Source organism: Cytobacillus sp. NCCP-133 (assembly GCF_026011715.1).
GTDB lineage: Bacteria > Bacillota > Bacilli > Bacillales > Cytobacillaceae > Cytobacillus.
In genome coordinates this window covers 26,768-46,520 of sequence record NZ_BRVM01000022.1, presented here as the reverse complement: position 1 = coordinate 46,520, position 19,753 = coordinate 26,768, and the positions used below count along the sequence as shown (strand labels likewise).

Annotated in this window: 15 protein-coding genes and 2 tRNA genes; 2 read left to right on the top strand and 15 right to left on the bottom strand. The window is 41.7% G+C overall.

Annotated features, from left to right (window positions below; genetic code table 11):
* Window positions 1–314: 314 nt before the first annotated feature.
* From ftsH to spoIIE, 6 genes are all read right to left on the bottom strand, one after another.
* The gene (gene ftsH, locus NCCP133_RS18810) at window positions 315–2,306 is read right to left on the bottom strand and encodes an ATP-dependent zinc metalloprotease FtsH (protein ID WP_264806798.1); all 1,992 of its coding nucleotides are present in this window, start codon (window positions 2,304–2,306) and stop codon (window positions 315–317) included.
* Window positions 2,307–2,449: 143 nt separating this feature from the next.
* Window positions 2,450–2,995 carry a hypoxanthine phosphoribosyltransferase gene (hpt, locus tag NCCP133_RS18805; RefSeq protein WP_442874291.1) on the bottom strand — a complete coding sequence of 182 codons (546 nt, stop codon included), beginning with the start codon at window positions 2,993–2,995 and terminating at the stop codon, window positions 2,450–2,452.
* Entirely contained in the window at window positions 2,985–4,406 is a 1,422-nt protein-coding gene (gene tilS / locus NCCP133_RS18800; protein ID WP_264806796.1) for a tRNA lysidine(34) synthetase TilS, read from the bottom strand. The genes hpt and tilS overlap by 11 nt, the downstream gene beginning before the upstream one ends.
* Before the next feature lie 167 nt (window positions 4,407–4,573).
* Window positions 4,574–5,539, bottom strand: a complete 966-nt coding sequence (locus NCCP133_RS18795) for a protein kinase domain-containing protein (RefSeq protein ID WP_264806813.1) — start codon at window positions 5,537–5,539, stop codon at window positions 4,574–4,576.
* Window positions 5,508–6,248: a vWA domain-containing protein gene (locus NCCP133_RS18790; protein WP_264806795.1), complete on the bottom strand. Its 741-nt coding sequence runs from the start codon at window positions 6,246–6,248 to the stop codon at window positions 5,508–5,510. Before NCCP133_RS18790 ends, NCCP133_RS18795 begins: the two co-directional genes overlap by 32 nt.
* 238 nt (window positions 6,249–6,486) lie before the next feature.
* Window positions 6,487–8,967, bottom strand: a complete 2,481-nt coding sequence (gene spoIIE / locus NCCP133_RS18785) for a stage II sporulation protein E (RefSeq protein ID WP_264806794.1) — start codon at window positions 8,965–8,967, stop codon at window positions 6,487–6,489.
* 355 nt (window positions 8,968–9,322) lie between these two features.
* On the opposite strand from spoIIE, the gene NCCP133_RS18780 reads away from it, so the two are divergent.
* Together NCCP133_RS18780 and NCCP133_RS18775 are read left to right on the top strand one after the other, a co-directional pair.
* Window positions 9,323–9,396 (top strand) — tRNA-Met (locus tag NCCP133_RS18780).
* A 38-nt stretch (window positions 9,397–9,434) separates the two neighbouring features.
* Window positions 9,435–9,506 (top strand) — tRNA-Glu (locus NCCP133_RS18775).
* 155 nt (window positions 9,507–9,661) lie between these two features.
* On the opposite strand, the gene NCCP133_RS18770 is transcribed toward NCCP133_RS18775, so the two are convergent.
* From NCCP133_RS18770 to mfd, 9 genes are all read right to left on the bottom strand, one after another.
* Window positions 9,662–9,754, bottom strand: a complete 93-nt coding sequence (locus NCCP133_RS18770; protein ID WP_442874292.1) for a S1 RNA-binding domain-containing protein — start codon at window positions 9,752–9,754, stop codon at window positions 9,662–9,664.
* A gap of 269 nt (window positions 9,755–10,023) precedes the next feature.
* On the bottom strand, window positions 10,024–10,437 hold the full coding sequence (locus NCCP133_RS18765) for an FtsB family cell division protein (RefSeq protein WP_264806793.1): 414 nt from the start codon (window positions 10,435–10,437) through the stop codon (window positions 10,024–10,026).
* A gap of 15 nt (window positions 10,438–10,452) precedes the next feature.
* A complete protein-coding gene (gene yabQ, locus NCCP133_RS18760) occupies window positions 10,453–11,085 on the bottom strand; it encodes a spore cortex biosynthesis protein YabQ (protein ID WP_264806792.1) in 633 nt (210 codons plus the stop codon).
* The gene (gene yabP / locus NCCP133_RS18755) at window positions 11,082–11,384 is read right to left on the bottom strand and encodes a sporulation protein YabP (RefSeq protein ID WP_264806791.1); all 303 of its coding nucleotides are present in this window, start codon (window positions 11,382–11,384) and stop codon (window positions 11,082–11,084) included. Before yabP ends, yabQ begins: the two co-directional genes overlap by 4 nt.
* A 132-nt stretch (window positions 11,385–11,516) precedes the next feature.
* Window positions 11,517–11,783: an RNA-binding S4 domain-containing protein gene (locus NCCP133_RS18750; RefSeq protein WP_264806790.1), complete on the bottom strand. Its 267-nt coding sequence runs from the start codon at window positions 11,781–11,783 to the stop codon at window positions 11,517–11,519.
* Window positions 11,784–11,804: 21 nt separating this feature from the next.
* Complete coding sequence (mazG, locus tag NCCP133_RS18745) at window positions 11,805–13,259, bottom strand: nucleoside triphosphate pyrophosphohydrolase (RefSeq protein ID WP_264806789.1); 1,455 nt, start codon at window positions 13,257–13,259, stop codon at window positions 11,805–11,807.
* Window positions 13,260–13,267: 8 nt separating this feature from the next.
* The gene (locus tag NCCP133_RS18740) at window positions 13,268–14,875 is read right to left on the bottom strand and encodes a putative polysaccharide biosynthesis protein (protein ID WP_264806788.1); all 1,608 of its coding nucleotides are present in this window, start codon (window positions 14,873–14,875) and stop codon (window positions 13,268–13,270) included.
* 290 nt (window positions 14,876–15,165) lie between these two features.
* A complete protein-coding gene (gene spoVT, locus NCCP133_RS18735; protein WP_264806787.1) occupies window positions 15,166–15,702 on the bottom strand; it encodes a stage V sporulation protein T in 537 nt (178 codons plus the stop codon).
* A gap of 413 nt (window positions 15,703–16,115) precedes the next feature.
* Window positions 16,116–19,655, bottom strand: coding sequence for a transcription-repair coupling factor (gene mfd, locus NCCP133_RS18730; protein WP_264806786.1), 3,540 nt, complete (start codon window positions 19,653–19,655; stop codon window positions 16,116–16,118).
* Window positions 19,656–19,753: the final 98 nt, after the last annotated feature.

Sequence of the window (19,753 nt, the reverse complement as noted above, 5' to 3'; positions counted from 1 at the left end):
CGCCTGCGGGGTTTCTCACTCTCTCTCCTCCTGCTGGTGCAAGGACATCGAGTAAGCTTCCTCGAATGAACACCGCAAGAAGGAAATGCGTTAGCACTTTCGAGATTCAAGCGCCCTCCGCTACAATCAACTCAGCAAATTAAAATAAGTTTGCAGTTGAGAGCAACAACCTTTACGAAAATAGCCTTATCTGATATTTTTTACACTGAAAACATCATATCACAACTGTTATTGTTTCGTGTAATGGGAAATTCCAACCGGTCTGGCAATTAGATTTTTTCCGCAAAAAAAGCGCCCTAGAGGCGCTTTTTTGGTTATTTATCTTTGTGTTCTTCATCGATGACAGGAGGTACTTCTGCTTCCGCAGGACTTGATCCTTCCCTTGTTTCAGGAATTTCACCTGTTTCAGCAGGATCCTCTTTTTTAATGCTGATGTTTACTTTCACATCATCATCAGCTGCAATGGAGGTCACTGAACGGTCTGGCAGTCTGCCATGTTCTGATAGGTGCTTAATTTGTTCTGCATCAAGCGTTTCAACTTCAAGCAATGTATTTGCGATCAGATTCAGCTTTTCACGATTTTCTTTTAAGAGTTTTCTCGCTCTTTCATACGATTCCTTGATGATGCGCTGAATTTCCAGATCAATTTCATATGCGATTGCATCTGAATAATTCTGTTCATTATGGAAGTCGCGTCCAAGGAAGACCTGGCCGCCTTGAGATTGTCCAAACTGCAATGGCCCGAGCTTGTCGCTCATACCAAATTCGGTTACCATGCGGCGGGCAATGCCTGTCGCACGCTGGAAGTCATTATGGGCCCCTGTACTCACTTCGCCGAACACGATTTCTTCCGCTACACGTCCGCCAAGCAAGCCGACAATTTTATCAAGAAGCTCCGGCTTCGTTTGGAAGTAGCGATCTTCTTTCGGAAGCATAACTGCGTATCCGCCAGCCTGACCACGCGGTACGATTGTAACCTTATGAACCATTTCAGCTTCATCAAGCACTAAACCAATCACCGTATGACCTGCTTCGTGGAAAGCAACGATGTTTCTTTCCTTTTGGGAAATAACCCGGCTTTTCTTAGCTGGCCCCGCAATAACACGGTCTGTTGCTTCATCGATATCATCCATATCAACTTTTTTCTTATTTCGGCGAGCAGCTACAAGCGCTGCTTCATTCAGTAAATTTTCAAGGTCTGCACCCGAAAACCCAGGTGTGCGCATGGCGATGCTCTTTAAGTTAACTGACTCATCCAAAGGCTTGTTGCGGGCATGTACTTGAAGCACTTCTTCACGGCCTTTGACATCTGGACGGTCAACCGTAATCTGTCTGTCAAAACGTCCCGGACGCAATAATGCCGGGTCAAGAATATCGGGACGGTTTGTTGCAGCAATGATAATAATTCCTTCATTCGCACCAAATCCATCCATTTCAACCAGAAGCTGGTTAAGAGTCTGCTCCCGTTCGTCATGTCCGCCGCCAAGGCCGGCACCACGTTGACGACCTACAGCATCAATCTCATCGATAAAAATAATGCATGGTGCGTTCTTTTTCGCATTTTCGAACAGGTCGCGGACACGGGAAGCACCCACACCTACGAACATTTCAACGAAATCAGAACCGCTTATAGAGAAGAACGGAACACCTGCTTCACCGGCTGCTGCCCGTGCAAGCAACGTTTTACCTGTTCCCGGAGGTCCTACAAGAAGAACCCCTTTAGGAATTCTTGCTCCCAATTCAGCAAACTTGCGCGAGTCTTTAAGGAACTCAACGACCTCAACAAGCTCTTGCTTTTCTTCATCAGCGCCTGCTACATCTTTAAAGCGCACTTTCTTTTTGCTTTCATCATAAAGCTTGGCTTTGCTTTTGCCGAAATTCATCACACGGCTTCCTCCGCCCTGCGCCTGGTTCAGCAGGAAGAAGAATAAAATAAAGATGATGATGAAAGGAATAATTGATGTAAAGAATGTGACCCAGCCGCTTGTTTCTTTAGCAGGCATTACTTCTACATCGGAAGTCTGGGCTAATTGATCAACACGGTCAAGGATACTATCATTGTTCATGATATAAGTCAGAAAGTACTTGTCTTTCTCATATCCTTCAAGCTGACCCCGTATTTCAAAAACACCTCTCTCAGGCTGAAGGGAAATGGACGTAATATCGCCGCTTTCCAAGTGATCAACAAATTTATTATAAGAGATGTGCTCCGTTGGTTCATTGTTGCCGTTAAAGAAGCTGACAACTCCAATAATGACTAAAAATATTAATAAATAAAAGATGGTATTCCGGAAGATCCGATTCATCCCTTACCTCCTCCCACGGTAAACAAACTATAGTGTATAGTATCATAGAAAATCATGCCAATACAAGGAATTAGACTTTTCAAAACCGGGTGTTTCAAGTTTCAGTAAAGGGCTTTTCTTACTTATTGATTCTTATAATTCACTTAATCATTATTGCTGTATACCTCTGGCTTCAGCACTCCAATATAAGGAAGATTCCGGTACTTTTCGGCGTAATCCAATCCATAGCCTACTACAAATGCATCCGGAACAATAAAGCCTACATAATCTGCTTTGATATCAGCTATCCTGCCAGTCGGCTTATCAAGCAGCGTTACAATCTTAATGCTTTTAGCCTTTCTGTAACGGAAAAGCTCAACCAGATAGCTAAGTGTCAAACCGCTGTCAATGATATCCTCAATAATAAGGATGTCTCTTCCTTCTACAGAAGTATCAAGATCTTTTAAAATTTTTACTTCACCTGAAGAAACCATTTCATTTCCATAGCTAGATACATCCATGAAATCCATCTCAAGGTAGGTGTCCACGCGTTTTAAAAGATCGCTCATGAAAGGCATTGCCCCTTTTAAAACACCAATTGCCAGCGGAAATCGATCTTTGTATTCTTCAGTAAGACCAGCAGCAAGGGATTTGATTTTATCCTGCAGCTCTTCTTCCGAGATCAATACTTTTTCAATATCATTTTTCATCATTTATTGTGCCCCCTAGAAGATCATTGCATATGTATTTTAAAATTATATAACTAGCATCATTTTTCTTCTGCATGGTGTAATTGGATTTTTTAAGCCCGGGAATCCATAAGATGCGGTCATTCCGGTCTGTAACGATTGGCCAAGTTTGCCTTTCCTGCAGCGGTACTTTTTCATCAATGAAAATGTCCTTTATCTTTTTGGTTCCCTGCATCCCCTTTAGAGTCATGCGGTCTCCGGCTGCCCTAGTCCTTATTATCAGCGGAAGAGAGACAGATTCCCTGTTTAGCAGCAGGACATTATTGTTTAGATTTCCATCAGGACAGTCAGTATATTCAAATATAATGGATCCGCCATTCGGGAGTTGAGTGATTGCTGGTTCGCAGACTTCGAATCGATAGGATTGTACAGTTTCCTTCGGGAATTGGAAATAGCATTGCCGGTAGGAGCGTACAATATGTAAATCGTTTGGAAAATTTAGTTTTCCCGATGGATGAGGGCTTTTCAATAAGGAAAATATGCTCTTTATATGTGAAGCTGATAAAGATCCAGGCCTTTCCTTATAAAGATAGTTTAATATTAGTTGAATCCCTCTCCTTTGTAAAGGCATTGGCATTGCCTCAAAAGCATCTATATCCAAGCTGAGTTCCCCATCTGCCTTCTTTTTCATTACTGTATTCATTTTATGGACAGTTAATTCCTGCAGATAAGCTTCATCACTTTGCAAATCTTCACTAAATCTTTGAAAATGCTCATGTACCTGGGGGTTCTCTTTTCTCAGGAATGGAAGCACTTCCTTTCTAAAGCGGTTTCGGCTATACACCCCTTTTTCATTGCTAGGATCCCTCCGGGGGTTCAGCCCCTTTTCCAGGCAATATTCTTCTATTTCATTTCTGTTCAAGCATAAAAAAGGACGAATGATATAACAATCCCCAAACGGACGCATAAAAGGCATTCCTCCTCTAGCTTTCCCGGCACTTCCTCTTGTTAACCGCATTAATATGGTTTCTACTTGATCATCTCCATGGTGCCCCAAAGCAATATAATCGGCATGATACTTACTAGCGATTTTCCTAAAGAATCCGTATCTGCAATCTCTCGCTGCTGTTTGGGAACTCTTGCCCGACTTATTTATATGTTCAGGTACATTTATTTGCTCCATTGCAAAAGGGATCCCCTTTTTTCTGCAATAGTCCCTGACAAACATGGCGTCCCCGAAGGATTCTGCGCCCCTAAACATATGATCGACATGAGCAGCTATCACTTCAATATTATGCTGCTTTTTCAAGCTCCATAGGTAATGAAGCAAGGCGATTGAATCTGGGCCGCCAGAGACCCCAACCAAGAGCTTCCTATTATTCAGTTTTAAACCCTGCTGTTTAAGGAAAACTCTTACTTTTTCTTCGAGCATAGGCTACTTCCTTATCGTTAAAGATATATTTTTCCTTACCCTTGCCATGAACATATAATCCTTATGCATAAAAAGCATATCATTTTTTGCATTAAAATATCAAAAGAGAATATATAACCTTTATATACGGTTTCGCAAATAAAAAGTTTCATCTTTTTCTTAAAAAGTTAAATAAGCTGGCCATATATATAGATAAAATAAAGAATGGTTACAACCAGAATAATTAAGACCGTTTCGATAAAGCTGCTCTTCTTCCTCTTTTGGACATATGCCTGCTGGCGGCTGGCTGTTTGTCCAATTTTATGGTTAGATGCACACTTTTGCCCTGTTCTTGATCGTGTGAGCTGAAGCATCTCATTTCTCATCTCATCAGCAGAAGCATAATGTCCTTGAAGTGCATTTAAGATAACTCCTTCATATTTCAGCAGTTCCTTTTTTTGCCGGACCATCAATTTCAGCTGTTTTAAATCACCTGTGCTTTTGCTGAACCTTTTGGGGTAAGCTGTATTTATTAATATCATCGCGACTGCAAAGAGGTCGTACCCTGGATCTGCCTTCCGAGTTCCAAGTCCCCAATAACCTCTGTCATAAAACTCTGTGAACTCTTTGATAGCTCTCCCCTGGATCGTTGTTCCTCCTACATCAATGGTGCGTATTTTTGGCGGAGGTCCCGTTACAATTAAGTTATCAGGCTTTAAATCACCAAAGACCCATCCATTCTTATGCAACGACTCCAAATCATTTAATAACTGAACAATTAAGACACCTGTCCATGATGGACCCTTTTGGGCAATAAAGGATAGTAAGTCAGGTCCTTGGATATATTCCATTACATAAAAGGAAATTCTTCCTTTTCTTCGTTCCCAATCATCCACATCAAGCAAAGAAGGCCCGAGGGCAGAGCCTTGGACCTTTGCAAAGGATTTGAGGACGTTCACTTCAGAGGTTATGGACATCCCGTTATCACTCATTTTCAAAGCGACCTGCTGATTTTGGCTTTTTGCCAGATAAACAATCCCATTTGCACCGTATCCTAATTCCTTCATGATTGTGTAACAATTACGGTGCCATTTTCCTTCAATTACGGTACCAGGATTTACTCTACACTGACTCTTCAAAGAATGATTCATCATCATCACGAGAAAGCAGACTCCTTAAGGAACGTTTTTTCTTAAAATAGGTTAGCGCTTCACGAATAGCAGGACCGGTTGGCGTGATTCCGCCTGTTGTAAGCTTTGAGAAAATGCTGGTTAGCGACTCAAGCTTCGGCGTCCAATCCAGCAATTTTTCGACATCTTTCTTTTTCCCGGGAAATACAAATACAGAAAAGCGGTTATCACCTGAACGGGCATTAAGGCTTAAGGATAAATCAAGCAGTGCTTCCTTTACTGTTGGGAGCTTATGCTTCATACTTGCACTTGTATCTACCAATACCAGTACTTCTAATTCAACTGTTTCGCCAAGTTCATCGACTACCTCCATCACTTCCCCGCGCTGCTCTGGCGGCAGGTCTTCCATCGTTTTTGAGCCGCCTAAAATCTGCTGTAATTCTTTGTTCACTACTCCTTGGAGAGTTTGGGTCATCGCTTTTCTTGTAACCATTTGGACGGTTTGCGACAATGCTTGAGCGTAGACTACCTGACTGACTCCGCCGCCTGACAAGGCAATCCCTTCGATCTCATTCATTCCTTGTTCATCAATTACATCATGCTCCATAACTCCGATTACATTTACAGTGATCTCCTGTTCCTTTGCCAGGGCAGCCATCGCAATAGGATCTTCACCTTGATTCGAACATCCATCTGTTATCAGCAAGATTTGCTTAAGTGTTCCTGTTTTCATGAAACTCCCCTCCACATCTGAGTTGTTACCATTTTCGACTGAAAAAGAGGGAAATATACCTGAGAAAAGCGGAAGTGCCTTCGGAACAAGCAAAGATGCTTGTTCTTGTCGAAGTTAACTCAAAGTAGCTTTTCTTAGTGTTCACCCCTGCATGCACAAAACGAGGAGGTAGGCACTGCAGCTAGGCAATTTTAAACTTCAAGGATCTTTTTAAGTTTTTTAGGCACAAGCAAATTAATCAGTTAGCTTTTTGGCGAATGGCATGTACTGGAATGCTTGTCCACTTAGGTGTATTATGCTTGATTTTTGACACCACCACTGTCATATCATCTTCAATATTTCCTGATCTGGACCTGATTACTTCTTCCATGATCAAATCAGCGATTTCCTGAGGATCATCTGTCTTTAACTCTGTAATTTTTCTCTTCATCCACAAATCAAAATTCTCGACATGCTTCGGCCCTTCAAAAACACCATCACTCATCATGATTAGCAAGTCACCGGCTTTTAGCTGCTCGCTTACTACATCCACATCAAACTCCTGGATAATGCCCATTGGGAGATTGCTGGCCTGTATCTTCATCACTTTTTGGCCTCTTTTCACAAAGCTGGGGGTTGATCCAATTTTCAAAAAATTCACTCCGGCATTTTGCAAATCAATCATCGCCAAATCCAGGGTTGAAAAGATTTCATCGGTTGTCCTTAATGCTAGCACGGAGTTCACTGATTTAATTGCCACTTGTTCTTCAATGCCCGATTGAAGAATTTTTTGCAGCAGCTGAAGCGTTTCTTTGCTCTCTGCATGTGCACGTTCCCCGTTGCCCATTCCGTCACTGATGGCAATGGCATACTTGCCGCAGCCCAATTCTATAGTTGAATAACTATCTCCTGAGATCAAACCTCCATTTTTCGCTGCGTGTGCCACTCCCGTTTCCACCGCGAAGGCCTTAGCTGAACGGAAGGTGACATGGCAAAAACCATTTGGAAATGCAGCACATTCCTCTGAATTTACTAATATCGTTTCTCCAAGAATATCCGATAGCATTGGAGCAATCAGTTTCTCACATTCCCCATGACCCTGACAATAGGGTATGGTCATATCAATGTCAACATTCCCCTGTTCAAGGCTATATATTTCCACATGCTCGATATGAATGCCGAATTCCTGCAGCGCCTCCAGAATTAACTCTTCCTGTTTATGATGGTTTTCCCGTTCCCGCTGAATCTCCTTCGCAAAGTCACCCATGACCTCAGACACGCCCATCAATTGATCAGCTACAAGCCTCCTGCTTTCCTGAACCTGCTTTTTCAATTTTTGGTTGGCCTTAAAATAGGTCAGCTCCTGCTGAACTGTCTCAGTTACTTTTTTGGACCTCGTACAGTATTTTTCCCATTCCCTTGAAAGTTTCGGAGAAAGAGAACCTTGATTAGTATCTACATCATGCATAATATCCATCATATATTCATAGGTTGTATTAAAGTTCTTTGTCCAGCAATGCTCTTTCTTAAAGCAAGTCTGGCAGGTTTTTTCCGTTACGTTGCTTAAGAAATAATCCAGTTCCCGGTCTTTGTCATCCTCCCACTCAGAAGACTCATCATGTGAGGCAAAACTTTTAGACAGCGCCTGAAATACACTGGAAAACTGTGCAACCCGCTGTGCAGTTACGTCCCTCATCTTACGCATATACTGCTGCTGTTCTGCTGCGTACTCGGGAGTTCCTGGAATGTGTTTAGACATTTTTATAGTTAAAGCCTGGGGAGTTAATAGAAATAATAAGATTGCTGCACCTGTTTCTGATAGGGTCTTCATTAAGTTTCCGCCGCCTTCTCCGTACATGCCCATCAGAAGAGTTGCAATTACTAACCCAAAAGCAACACCGATTTTTTTCCCTTCTTTTAAAAGACCGCCAAGCAAGCCTGAAAAGGCAAGCAAACTCATATGATAGAAGCTTGATATATTAGCAAGGGAGAAGATTAATCCGGTTACCACTCCTACAGTAGAACCTACCGTAGCACCCGCCACGAATGCAAATAGCAGAACAAGGTAGCGTGACATAATATGTTCTACAGATAAATCATAAACTGTCCATCCAATTGTGCCTGTCATAACCGAAGCCAGCATGATAATAAGACAGACAATTTCTTCTGTTTTTAGTGATTGCCTTCTTTTATTAATGGATAAAAGGGGCAGGCCCTGCAGAAAAATAAGGGTTAGAATGAAACCTAGACTGGCCTCGACACCCGCCATCATCCCATCATATAAAGAAAACTGGCCCTTTATAATAAAAGACTCGAGAAGCTTCCCCGCTAAAAGGGTGAAGAACACGTAAAAGGGCAATGCCTTGATTTCATTTTTAAGCCATTTTTTAGAAACCCGGAAAGCAAACAGGAATATAAACGCAATCCCGAAGGCTGATACGGCATGCGATATGGATAAAGTGGCTGCACCAGCGACCAATCCAACTAATGCGAGAGGTGCTTTATCTCTTCTTATAAAATAAACAGCTGCAAAAAACGGAAGGCTAAAAGGGGTTAGTTTCGCTAATATTAAGGCTCTTCCAAGCAAAAAGCCAATGATCAACAGAACGTAGCCTTTTTTAAGAAAGAAATTCTCCAACCCTAATTGGAGTTTTTTTAAGCCTTTGGCAAATTCCAGTTTCGGTTTGTTGAACGGCACTTCTCCGATCGGATCCATTACATTCCTTTCTACCTTTTCCATTAAACTACACTCCCCATATTTTTATCGTTGCTGACATTATAAGTGCCCTACCCTCAAAAGTTTGTCAAAATAGCGGACAAGCCCAGGCTTTTCGTTCGACTGTTTTCCACTATATATGGGGTTAGGTAACAATATTTAAGAGCTATTTTGCAAACAGCATCCTTTTACCTGAAAGAAGTGGCAACGCAAAACGCTGAAAAGACTGGATTATTAAGAATAAAATATCATGGAAAAATTACGAAGCATTAAGGGGAATTTGCGACATATTTCTTTAAATACCTTATTGACTTCCTTTTTAAAAGTTTGTATTATAAACCTTGTGCTTCAGGGCACAGCTTTTAATCTATAAATATATGGCGGTGTAGCTCAGCTGGCTAGAGCGTACGGTTCATACCCGTGAGGTCGGGGGTTCGATCCCCTTCGCTGTTATCAAGCGCCTCGGTCACCCTCAACAAGCACCTTATCTCGGCCCGTTGGTCAAGCGGTTAAGACACCGCCCTTTCACGGCGGTAACACGGGTTCGAATCCCGTACGGGTCACTTCAGAGAAGCGTCAGCCAAATGGCTGGCGTTTTTTTGATAGCCTTTTAGGACGTGAAAAAAAACAAGCCCTATTATACGGACTTGTTTTCCTGGCATATATCACGATTCAGCAGCAAGTTATCCTCGGCTCGCGCCTTCTTCTGCGTTTGGATTCAGTCTGAGACTTTCGGCAGCTCTGCAAAAGCTCCGAAATTTGTAATACCTGTGACCTTTCCTTGTAACTTGCTGCCTGCTTCGATTGACATTAAAAAACCTTCCTCCATGGAAGATATAAAGTGAAACTTCCATCAGTGATCATGGCATAATACTAGCTCAGCCCAGCTTTGCTGAAATAGATCTTCGCACACATCCACTGATGGTTAGTTGACTAATCTCGCCTTTACAGGCAGTTCCCTTTTTAATTACTTCATTAAGCCTTAACTTACTTTATAAAGGGGTACTGCCTGTTAATCTTCGATAAGTCATATTTTCTATATATCATACAGACTGCAAAAAAAGAGTGTCAATATAGCCTCTAGTCAGCTGATTTTTCCTTATCCTTTTTCTTTTCTTTATCTGTCTCTTCAGGGAGTTTAAAAATAATTTCATTATTGTCAGATAAGAAATAGTCCTTTCTGGCAAGCTTCGCGATGTATTCATCATCATTGAGCTTTACAATCTCCTCTTTCAGAACCACTTCTTTTTTCTTTAACTCAGTCAGTTCATTTTTAAGCTGGTTATTCTTTTCCCCTTTTTCTTCCAGAGCAGCAGATTGCGAAACGAGTGTAGAGATCATAAAAAAAGCAAATACGGCTGCCAAGGTAAAAAAAGCTGCTAATCTTCTAAATAAAAGCTTTTTTCTTCGGCCCGTACTGATCTCAGCCGCTTCCTGCTGTTTGACATAGCTTGTATCCATTTTAGCTACATTTCTTTTCTTGCTGACACTCATTTTCGCATTCCCTCCTTACTCTTTATGCTTTTTCCACTTGGCAATCCACTTTAAAACATAATTCTTTGTTTGCTGTAAATATCCTGCCAATTTATTATATAACTTCTCGACGGGTTTTTTAATATGTTTCGGCAAAAGTTTCCACAAAAGTGCCAAAATCCATTTAACAGGCATGAATGCCACCTTTACCGTAAACCAAATGACCCTGAAAATTACCTTTAAAAGGGAGTACCCCCCCTTCCCCAGCATAACAGTTATGGCAATAAACGCTGTTATGAGCCCTTGGATGGGTCTTAAAATAACAAAAGTAAATGCCTTAACTAAAAAGCGGTATATAGAGATAACCATTCTGATGGTAATCTCTAATACCCGCAAATACATTTTTTTGAATAAGCTTTGATAAGCAGCAAATCCGCATAGCAAGGCAACAAAAATATAAAACCTCAGTTCACCTTTATTTACCAGAAATAAAATATAAAAGATTGCCAATCCCTGCATCAGCCAAAAAAGAATATCGTTAATAAAAACAAGCCAGCTTTTCCGTTTGGTCCGCATAAGAAAGCGATTATAGGTATCAAGGGCAGCTCCAAAGACGCTTCCCATGCCAATCATCGCAAGCATGGTCAAAAATTGAGTGGTCAGTGTCATCGGAATAACTTGCTAAAGAAACCTTTAGCTTTATCTCCATTCTGATCGTCAATATAAACAAGGTCAAATACCTTCCCCTTTATGGAAACTATTCCCTTGTCCACATCCAAATTCTTCATTTGCAGATTCTGCCCTCTAATCGCCAGGAAGCCCATCACTGTTTCCAGCAGAAACTCTTCATTATCAAAGCTTTCAACCTGTTTAACGCCCGTGATATCCAAAAGCCTTCTGCCTCTCATAATGACATCATGCTCCTGGGGATTCACTTTGTTTGAACTTGACTCATAATATTGACTCATTATTCATCCCTCGCAATCACATTGTACAACCTTTTTGTACATGTTTATGAATTGGAAAATGAAATTAGAACAAGCCAATAAGAAAAGCTCTTGCGTCTTGGACACGAAGGAAACGCACACTAAAAGCGCCAGCTATGCTTCTGCTTCAGCTTTCTCTTCCTTAATAATTGAGTACATTTCCGCAGCCTCTTCTTTACGGGTCGTTTCCTGCAGGCGCTCCACTTTGACAGTCACCAGCTTCTGCCCAAAGCGAATTTGGAGCTCATCTCCCACTTTAACCGTTGAGCTTGCTTTCGCTTTGAGTCCATTAACGGAAATTCTGCCCTGATCGGAAACCTCTTTAGCCAATGTCCTTCTTTTAATAAGCCTTGATACTTTTAAAAATTTGTCCAATCTCATCTTTGCCACTCCCTTTTCCCATTAATATCCTTTCACTTTTGCCTCATCCCATAACGCATCAAGCTGTTCCAGTGTATAGTCCTCAAAATTTCTGCCGCTTTCTCTTACCCGTTTTTCTATATATGAAAAACGGCGGATAAATTTCTCATTCGTTTTTCTGATTGCTTCTTCTGCATCGATTTTATAGAAACGGGCAATATTGACAAGCGCAAACAAAATATCACCAAACTCGGCTTCCATGTGGCTGCTGTTTTTTCCTGCTTCTGATTCGAATTCAGAAATCTCTTCTTTCACTTTCTCCCACGCAGGCTCAACTTCCTTCCAGTCGAAGCCAACTTTAGCTGCCTTTTTTTGAATTTCTGATGCCCTCATTAGGTTCGGAAAAGACTTGGGTACACTATCCATGATAGATTCCGGCTTTTCACCTTTCTCTTCCCGCTTGATGATTTGCCAATTTTTCAATACATCCTCTTCATTATCAGCATGTACATCCCCAAAAACATGCGGATGGCGGCGGACCATTTTTTCTGAAAGTCCTCGGATGACATCATCAATGGTGAAAAGGCCTTCATCTTCACCTATCTGGGCGTGAAGCATAACTTGAAGCAGGACATCTCCAAGCTCTTCAGTCATATGGTCGCTATCTTCATGATCTATCGCTTCAATCAGCTCATATGCCTCTTCGATCAAGTATTTCTTCAGAGATTCGTGAGTCTGCTTTAAGTCCCATGGACAGCCGTTTGGTCCCCTCAGTTCCGCTATGATGCTGCGAAGCATTGAAAAATTTTTATATAGAATCGTTTCATCCTTCACAGGAGGCACGTATACAGAGGTTAAGTTATTCAGCTCCATTCCATGGTCCAGTTCATGCAGCGGGACTTTTGCCATTTTCTCTTCCTTGCTGCCGGCAGCCGTGACAATGTATACCTCATAATCATAAGGAAGCTTCTCCATAAGTGTCAGCTTAACGTCACTGGCTACAAACTGGTCATACACCTGTCCAATGATGACATGCTGAGCCACCTCAATTTCATCCCTTTTTAAGAGGGTTCCATCGAGGAGCTGAAATCCTTCAATTGGATCGATTTTCAGTGCCTGGAATAAAGGATCGAGAAAGCTTTGCCCGCCGCCAATTTCAATTTCAATGCCTTTTTGAGGGGCTCTTTCGATCAGGAGCTGAACGGTCCTTTCTGCTACAAGCGGATGACCTGGCACAGCATATGTCACTGTTTTGCCAAAGGCTGCCTCCAGCAATGTTTCAGTGATCTCTTCATAAACTTCTTCAAACTGGCTATGCTTTTCATATACGCTGTCAAAAGACTTGTACACTAGCCCTTCTTGTTCAAGTTCTCGAAGAACAGGATGCTCCTTTGTACGTATATAAAGGATCTCTGCATTCTTAATCTTTTTATAGACTCCAAAAGGAAGCTGATCTAAATCTCCCGCTCCAAGCCCGAGAATTGTTATTTTCTTCATATGTTAATTCATCTCCTATTGTCTTTAGGCAGCAAGAACATTAATTTGCTTCCAAATGGAAGCAGAGCGAGCTCTTCCTCTTTAAATGTATTGCCTTTAAACACGATATATAAATAAATAAATCCTCCAATGGCCACAGCAGTTAATGCCTGAAAACCAGCATACAGACGATTATGTGCAAAAACTCCGAACAATCCTGTTGCCCCTAAGTACAGCTGCAAAACAATTGCCATAATGGCAGCGGCTAAAGCAATGACAACCAAAAAGCGCATTGAAATCAAGGATATTTCCAGGCACTTCTTAAGCTTAATGACAAGGAGCAGCAGCACCGTCCCAAGTGCAATGCACGAAGCTATTGCTGCCCCGATTGTCCCATACAGCGGCACCAATAGAATATTCAATCCATACTTAAACACAAACCCGAAAACAATCACAAACGCAGGATATTGAATAAATCCCAGTCCCTGCAATATGGCCGTAATGGTGATAATCATGGAACTTAATAAAATCAAAATGCTAAGAACTGACAGTACATCGGAGCCCGAGCTATTTTCAAAAAGCATAATGTTTGCAGGTTTCATAATCATCCATAAACCAACTGTTGCAGCTGCCCCAATGAGAATAGCTATTTGAAGGGCAAGTCTGATTTTATCTTGAAGAAAGGCTGCCTGTTTTTTCATTTTTTCTTTGGATATCAGCGGGACAAGCGACAAAGACATCGAAGTCGCAACTACCATGCCAAGCTGTACTATTGGCTGGCCGCGGTCGTATACTCCCTTCAGTTCTTTTGCTTGTTCAGCCTCAAAACCAGAACTTAGCAGAAGCGAATACAGATTGAGTGAATCTGCCAGCTGGATGAAAATAAGGACAAGGCTGCTGATGCAAATGGCAAATCCCTGGATCACCAGCGCCTTGGCAATTTTTCCGCTCTTTTTAAAATCAATTTCAATGAAAGAAGGAAGCTTCCTTCTTTGCTTTAAATAAAAAAAAGTAATTAGGATAAGTGATCCAGCAAACCCGCCGGTAATTGCCCCAAAAAGGGCACCTCCTCCCACTATATAAAGCGAGTGTCCTTCACTAACTAGCAAAAAAGCCGCAAGCAGTATGGTTACCACCCTCACAAGCTGTTCCCCTACCTGTGAAACAGCAGTTGGAACCATATCCCCTCTTCCTTGGAAGAACCCTCTAAAGATTGAGACGATAGGAAAAATGAGAAAACCTACGGCTACTACTCGGAGCAAAACAGCAAGCTGAGGATCGTTCATTCCGGCAGCCAGCCTGTCTGCCCCCCAAAACAAAACCGAAAACCCTATGAATCCTATTATGGCCAGGATAAAAGCAGCAATCACAAATAAATTTTGAATGTCCTTGTTCGCCTTTAAAGCAGCCTGCTCTGCATAAAGCTTTGAAATAACGACAGGAAATCCATATGTAGATAAGACCAAAATGATTCCATAAAAGGGATAAACCTGCTGATAAATATAAAAGCCAATATCACCGACAATATTTTGAAAAGGCACACGGTAAATGGCACTTAAAATTTTTGTAACAATAGCTGCGATCGCCAAAATAAAAGTCCCTTTAAATAGATCACCTGATGTATGAACGGGCTTCAATGGCCCATCTCCTTCCAAATGAATTCGAAAGTATTATAGCATATCAGGACAGCTGCTTCAGATTGCTTGTTTTTTAAATTTGCAAGACGGACTGTTACAAGTGCGAGAAGATTGTCTTTGTACGCAGATTCAGATGGTTTTCTCGCGCCTCCCCTGTACAAATAAGTAAAGTGATTGCGCTAGACGCAGATTAACTATTTAACAAGTTATCAATACGCAGCAAATTTTATAATTCCTTAAACAAAGAAAAAAGGCAGCGTTGCGCTACCCTTTTCATAAAGTATTCATTTTTATGATTCCATTTGTCTGGCTAGGAAACCTGCAGCTGTTTCAACTGCTTTTTGTTCAACATCTCCTAATGAATCTTCTTTTGCAAATATAATAACTGCTCCAATTGGGTCTCCATTTGCAATGATCGGGCCAATTGTATAAGCGGAGGAAGATTCTGTGTTCCCGTCAACAAGCGAGATATCGCCTGGCTGGTTAACTAGGACAGAAGTGCGCTCTTCCATTGTTTTTTCAACAAGGTCACTTATATTTTTGTTTAAGTAGTCTTTTTTAGAACCGCCTGCAACAGCGATGTAAGTATCTCTGTCACAGATTAACACTGGATTTCCCAGGCTGTCATATAAGGCTTCTGCGTATTCTTTAGCAAAATCGCCCAGTTCACTGATTGGTGAATATTTCTTTAAGATGACTTCTCCATCACGATCTACGAAAATCTCCAGCGGGTCCCCTTCCCGTATACGCAATGTTCTGCGGATTTCTTTAGGGATTACTACACGACCCAAATCATCGATACGACGAACTATACCAGTTGCTTTCATCCAACGTTGCCTCACTTTCATCTGATGATTTATTAGAAAAGCGAAAAGCGCCTTGTTCACCCTGGCAAGCATAAGACGCATCACGCAGGAAACGCTGATTTCTGGAGTGATTTGGCTTATGACTCGAAGGGCTAGGAGCTAAAGCTAGACAATTCTATCTTCAGCGCAGCACTTGCTCTTTCCTCTTTTGGCTATGACTCATATTGGGAGAAAATGAATACATCGCCATGTTTGAACTTAGTATCTTTCATATGGAAAGTTATATACGTGCACATAAACTTTTTCTCATAGTTGTTATAGATTCCAAAACCGGATAAACATTCCAAATGATCTCTCAAATAAAAAATACCCTTGTATGGAACAGATAAACATTTCTATTGTTTCATTTTAAGAACATAATTATTTCCATATTTTCACACAGTTGGATGCTGCTCTTTTTTGGCTTCATGCATACCCTTAATCACTTCATAGGCGATATCGAGCCACTCATTTATTTCAATGCCTTTAATATGGAGGACAGCCTTTAATTTTTTCCCTTCCATTCCAAGGCCAATCATTCTTCCGTATTTGCTTGTGATCTGGAATATTTTCTGGCCGTCGATGTTTTCGCTTGCTTGTTCAGATAAGAGAATCAGTATTTCATTCTTAGACTGCTTAACCGTTTCAATGCCTGCCAGCTCGCCGTAAACCTTCATTTCGGCAATCTGGAATAAATAAGCCACCTCTTTTGGATATTCACCAAAGCGGTCCATCATTTCATCGTTCAGCTCTTCCACATCTTCAAGCGAAGAAACGCCTCTGAAGCGCTTATACATTTCTATTTTCTGATGGCCATCAGACAAGTAGAAATCCGGAATATAGGCATCTGCATCAAGATCGATTTCAATTTTAGCCGGTTTTCCCTCGACGCCGTCCAACATGTCTTTCCGTTCTTCAATCGCTTCTTTAAGCATTTGCGAATACAGGTCAAAACCGACAGAGTCGATAAATCCATGCTGTTCGGCTCCCAATAAATTGCCAGCGCCTCTTATGGATAAATCACGCATGGCAATTTTAAATCCTGATCCAAGTTCCGTAAATTCCTTTATTGCCTGAAGCCTATTCTCAGCTACTTCAGTTAACACCTTGTCTTTTCTATATGTGAAATAAGCATAGGCAACCCTGTTGGAACGTCCGACCCTTCCCCTTAACTGATAAAGCTGAGAAAGGCCCATTTTATCAGCATCATGGACGATCAGTGTATTGACATTTGGAATATCAACACCTGTCTCAATAATCGTAGTGCTGACAAGAACATCCGCTTCGCCTTCAAGAAAACTTAACATTACAGATTCTAACTCATTTTCCGTCATTTTCCCATGAGCATAAGTTACCCTTGCATCTGGAACTAACATGGAGATTTCCTCGGCTTTTCGTTCTATATCCTCTACACGGTTATATAGAAAATAGACCTGTCCATCTCTCGCCAGTTCCCTCTCTATTGCTTCGCGGACTAAGGAGCCGTTGTATTCCATTACGTATGTCTGGACCGGGAATCGGTTTTCCGGGGGAGTCTCAATGACAGATAAGTCCCGGACACCAAGCATTGACATATGGAGTGTTCTCGGGATCGGCGTTGCTGTCAGTGTAAGGACATCAACATTTGTCTTAAGCTGCTTGATCTTCTCTTTATGTGTCACGCCAAAGCGCTGCTCTTCGTCAATAATGAGCAGGCCTAAATCTCTATATTGGATATCTTTCGACAAAATCCGGTGCGTGCCGACAACTACGTCAATAGTCCCTGCCTTTAAGCCTTTTAAGGTTTCAGTTTGCTGCTTTTTCGATCTGAATCTGCTTAAAAGCCCTATTTCAATTGGATAATCCCGGAAACGCACCCTCATGGTTTCATAATGCTGCTGGGCAAGTATAGTAGTAGGCACCAGGAAAGCGACCTGTTTTCCATCCGCAATGGCCTTAAAGGCAGCGCGGATTGCCACTTCTGTTTTGCCGTAGCCCACATCGCCGCATAATAGTCTGTCCATTGGACGTTCTCTTTCCATATCTTTTTTGATTTCATGAATGGAACGTGTTTGATCCTCTGTTTCCTGGTAAGGGAAGGCCGCTTCAAACTCCCGTTGCATATCGCCATCAGGACTGAATGCATATCCCTTGGATGCCTCACGCTCCGCATAAAGTTTGATTAAGTCATCTGCTATATCCTGAACCGAGGATTGAACTTTTTTCTTAACCCTCTCCCAGTCATTGCCGCCCAATTTATAAATCTTTGGCTCTTTCGCTTCAGAACCAACATACTTTTGGACAAGGTCAATTTGCTCTACCGGTACATAGAGCTTGTCGCTTCCCTGATAACGGATATGGAGGTAATCCTTATGGATTCCGTTGATTTCAAGCGTTTCAATCCCTAGATATTTACCAATCCCATGATTTACGTGAACCACATAGTCGCCGACTTTAAGCTCAGAATAGCTTTTAATTCTCTCGGCATTGGAGAGCTTTTGCCTGCGAGTTTTCTTTTTAGTGCGCTTGTTAAAAAGCTCTTCTTCCGTAATAACAGCAAGCCTTTGGGCAGGAAGCTCAAAACCTGTCTGAAGGCTTCCTTCTAAAATTTGAACTTTCCCCTTCAAAAGAGCCTGGTCTGCACTTACAAAAGCTGCATCAATTTCATAATCTTCAAGAACCCTTTGGAGCTTTTTGACCCTCTCTTCATCAGGGCCTAGAAAAACAACGGAATACTTGCCTTTTTTCCACCTATCCAGTTCACCTTTCAGCACATGCATCTGACCATGGAAATTTTGCATTTGCTTAAAGGAAATATTGATGATATTTTGCGGATTCGTGTTTGGCACATGCCTTAAGAACAGTGACATATATGTAATCGGCTGTTTTGATCGATGCAAGAATTCTTTTAAGTTATGAGAAATTTTCACATCATGAATAATCTGGCCTTCACCCAATAGGCTTGTGTACCATTCCGCTTCTTCTTTCTCAAGGGAGTCGTTCATTTCCTGCACACGGCTGATTTCATCTATGAAAATTAAACCATTAGCCGGAAGGTAGTCTACTAAACTACTTCCTTCATCAAATGCAAAGGATAAATATTTAAAGAGCTGTTCAGGCTTATTCCCCATTCTTAGCTGCTCCAATTCATATCCTACATTCTGAGCCAGCTGAGCCTTTGCTTTATCATCCTTCAGTTTTTTCAGGCTGGCAGCCAAGCCTTTCTCCAGCTTTTCGATCAGTTTATTGAAATGCTCTGAATCCAGCGGTGTTTCGGTAGCAGGGCCAATCGTGATTTCAATTAATTTTTCTTTAGATCTTTGGTCTTCTAAAGAAAACGTCCGAATAGAATCCACTTCTGTATCAAAGAGCTCAATCCTAACAGGGTCTGCCTCTGTTAAAGGATAGATATCAATAATGCCGCCTCTGACACTGAACTCCCCTGGTGAGGAGACCATTTCTGATCGCACATATCCCATTTGGACAAAGTTTTTTAACTGCTCCTCCGTCAATTCATCGCCAATCTTTAAGGAAAGCTGATATTGACTCCAATAGGAAGGAGAAGGAAGAACTTTCCTTAACCCAGCCATCGGAACAATCATGATTCCTTTTTTGTTTTTACTCCAATAATTCAATGCTTCAATCCGCTGCGCCTTTAACTCCGGACTGGCAATCCCAATTTCAGCGGCAATCAATTCATTGGCTGGATATAAAAACACCTCCTCTGTATCTTCTGCCAAATTAATAATATCATCGTAAAGTTTCTGGGCCTGAAGGAGATTATGGGTTACAACAAGCATCGGCCTTTTGGATTGCTCAAATACAGATGTAAGGAACAGAGTGCGCGCAGAACCGGATAAACCGGCAAGCATTTGCTCCCTTAACCCTTCCTCTATTCCAGACAAGATCGCACTTGCTTCATCCTGCTGGCTAATAATCTGTTTAAGTCCTAACATGAAAGCCCTCCTATTAAGAAAAGCGCAAGGCGCCTTGACCATCCCCGACAAGCACAAGCTGGGCCTCACGGAAAGGCGTCCTTTTTGGGAGGATTGCC

Coding starts and splice junctions, on each gene's coding strand:
- spoVT (WP_264806787.1), bottom strand. CDS start 15,702: ATGAAAGCAACTGGTATAGTTCGTCGTATCGATGATTTGGGTCGTGTA.
- NCCP133_RS18770 (WP_442874292.1), bottom strand. CDS start 9,754: ATGTCAATCGAAGCAGGCAGCAAGTTACAAGGAAAGGTCACAGGTATT.
- mfd (WP_264806786.1), bottom strand. CDS start 19,655: ATGTTAGGACTTAAACAGATTATTAGCCAGCAGGATGAAGCAAGTGCG.
- mazG (WP_264806789.1), bottom strand. CDS start 13,259: ATGAAGAAAATAACAATTCTCGGGCTTGGAGCGGGAGATTTAGATCAG.
- NCCP133_RS18765 (WP_264806793.1), bottom strand. CDS start 10,437: ATGAGTGTCAGCAAGAAAAGAAATGTAGCTAAAATGGATACAAGCTAT.
- yabQ (WP_264806792.1), bottom strand. CDS start 11,085: ATGACACTGACCACTCAATTTTTGACCATGCTTGCGATGATTGGCATG.
- NCCP133_RS18750 (WP_264806790.1), bottom strand. CDS start 11,783: ATGAGATTGGACAAATTTTTAAAAGTATCAAGGCTTATTAAAAGAAGG.
- NCCP133_RS18790 (WP_264806795.1), bottom strand. CDS start 6,248: ATGAAAACAGGAACACTTAAGCAAATCTTGCTGATAACAGATGGATGT.
- hpt (WP_442874291.1), bottom strand. CDS start 2,995: ATGAAAAATGATATTGAAAAAGTATTGATCTCGGAAGAAGAGCTGCAG.
- tilS (WP_264806796.1), bottom strand. CDS start 4,406: ATGCTCGAAGAAAAAGTAAGAGTTTTCCTTAAACAGCAGGGTTTAAAA.
- NCCP133_RS18795 (WP_264806813.1), bottom strand. CDS start 5,539: ATGATGAATCATTCTTTGAAGAGTCAGTGTAGAGTAAATCCTGGTACC.
- yabP (WP_264806791.1), bottom strand. CDS start 11,384: ATGAGTCAATATTATGAGTCAAGTTCAAACAAAGTGAATCCCCAGGAG.
- ftsH (WP_264806798.1), bottom strand. CDS start 2,306: ATGAATCGGATCTTCCGGAATACCATCTTTTATTTATTAATATTTTTA.
- spoIIE (WP_264806794.1), bottom strand. CDS start 8,967: ATGGAAAAGGTAGAAAGGAATGTAATGGATCCGATCGGAGAAGTGCCG.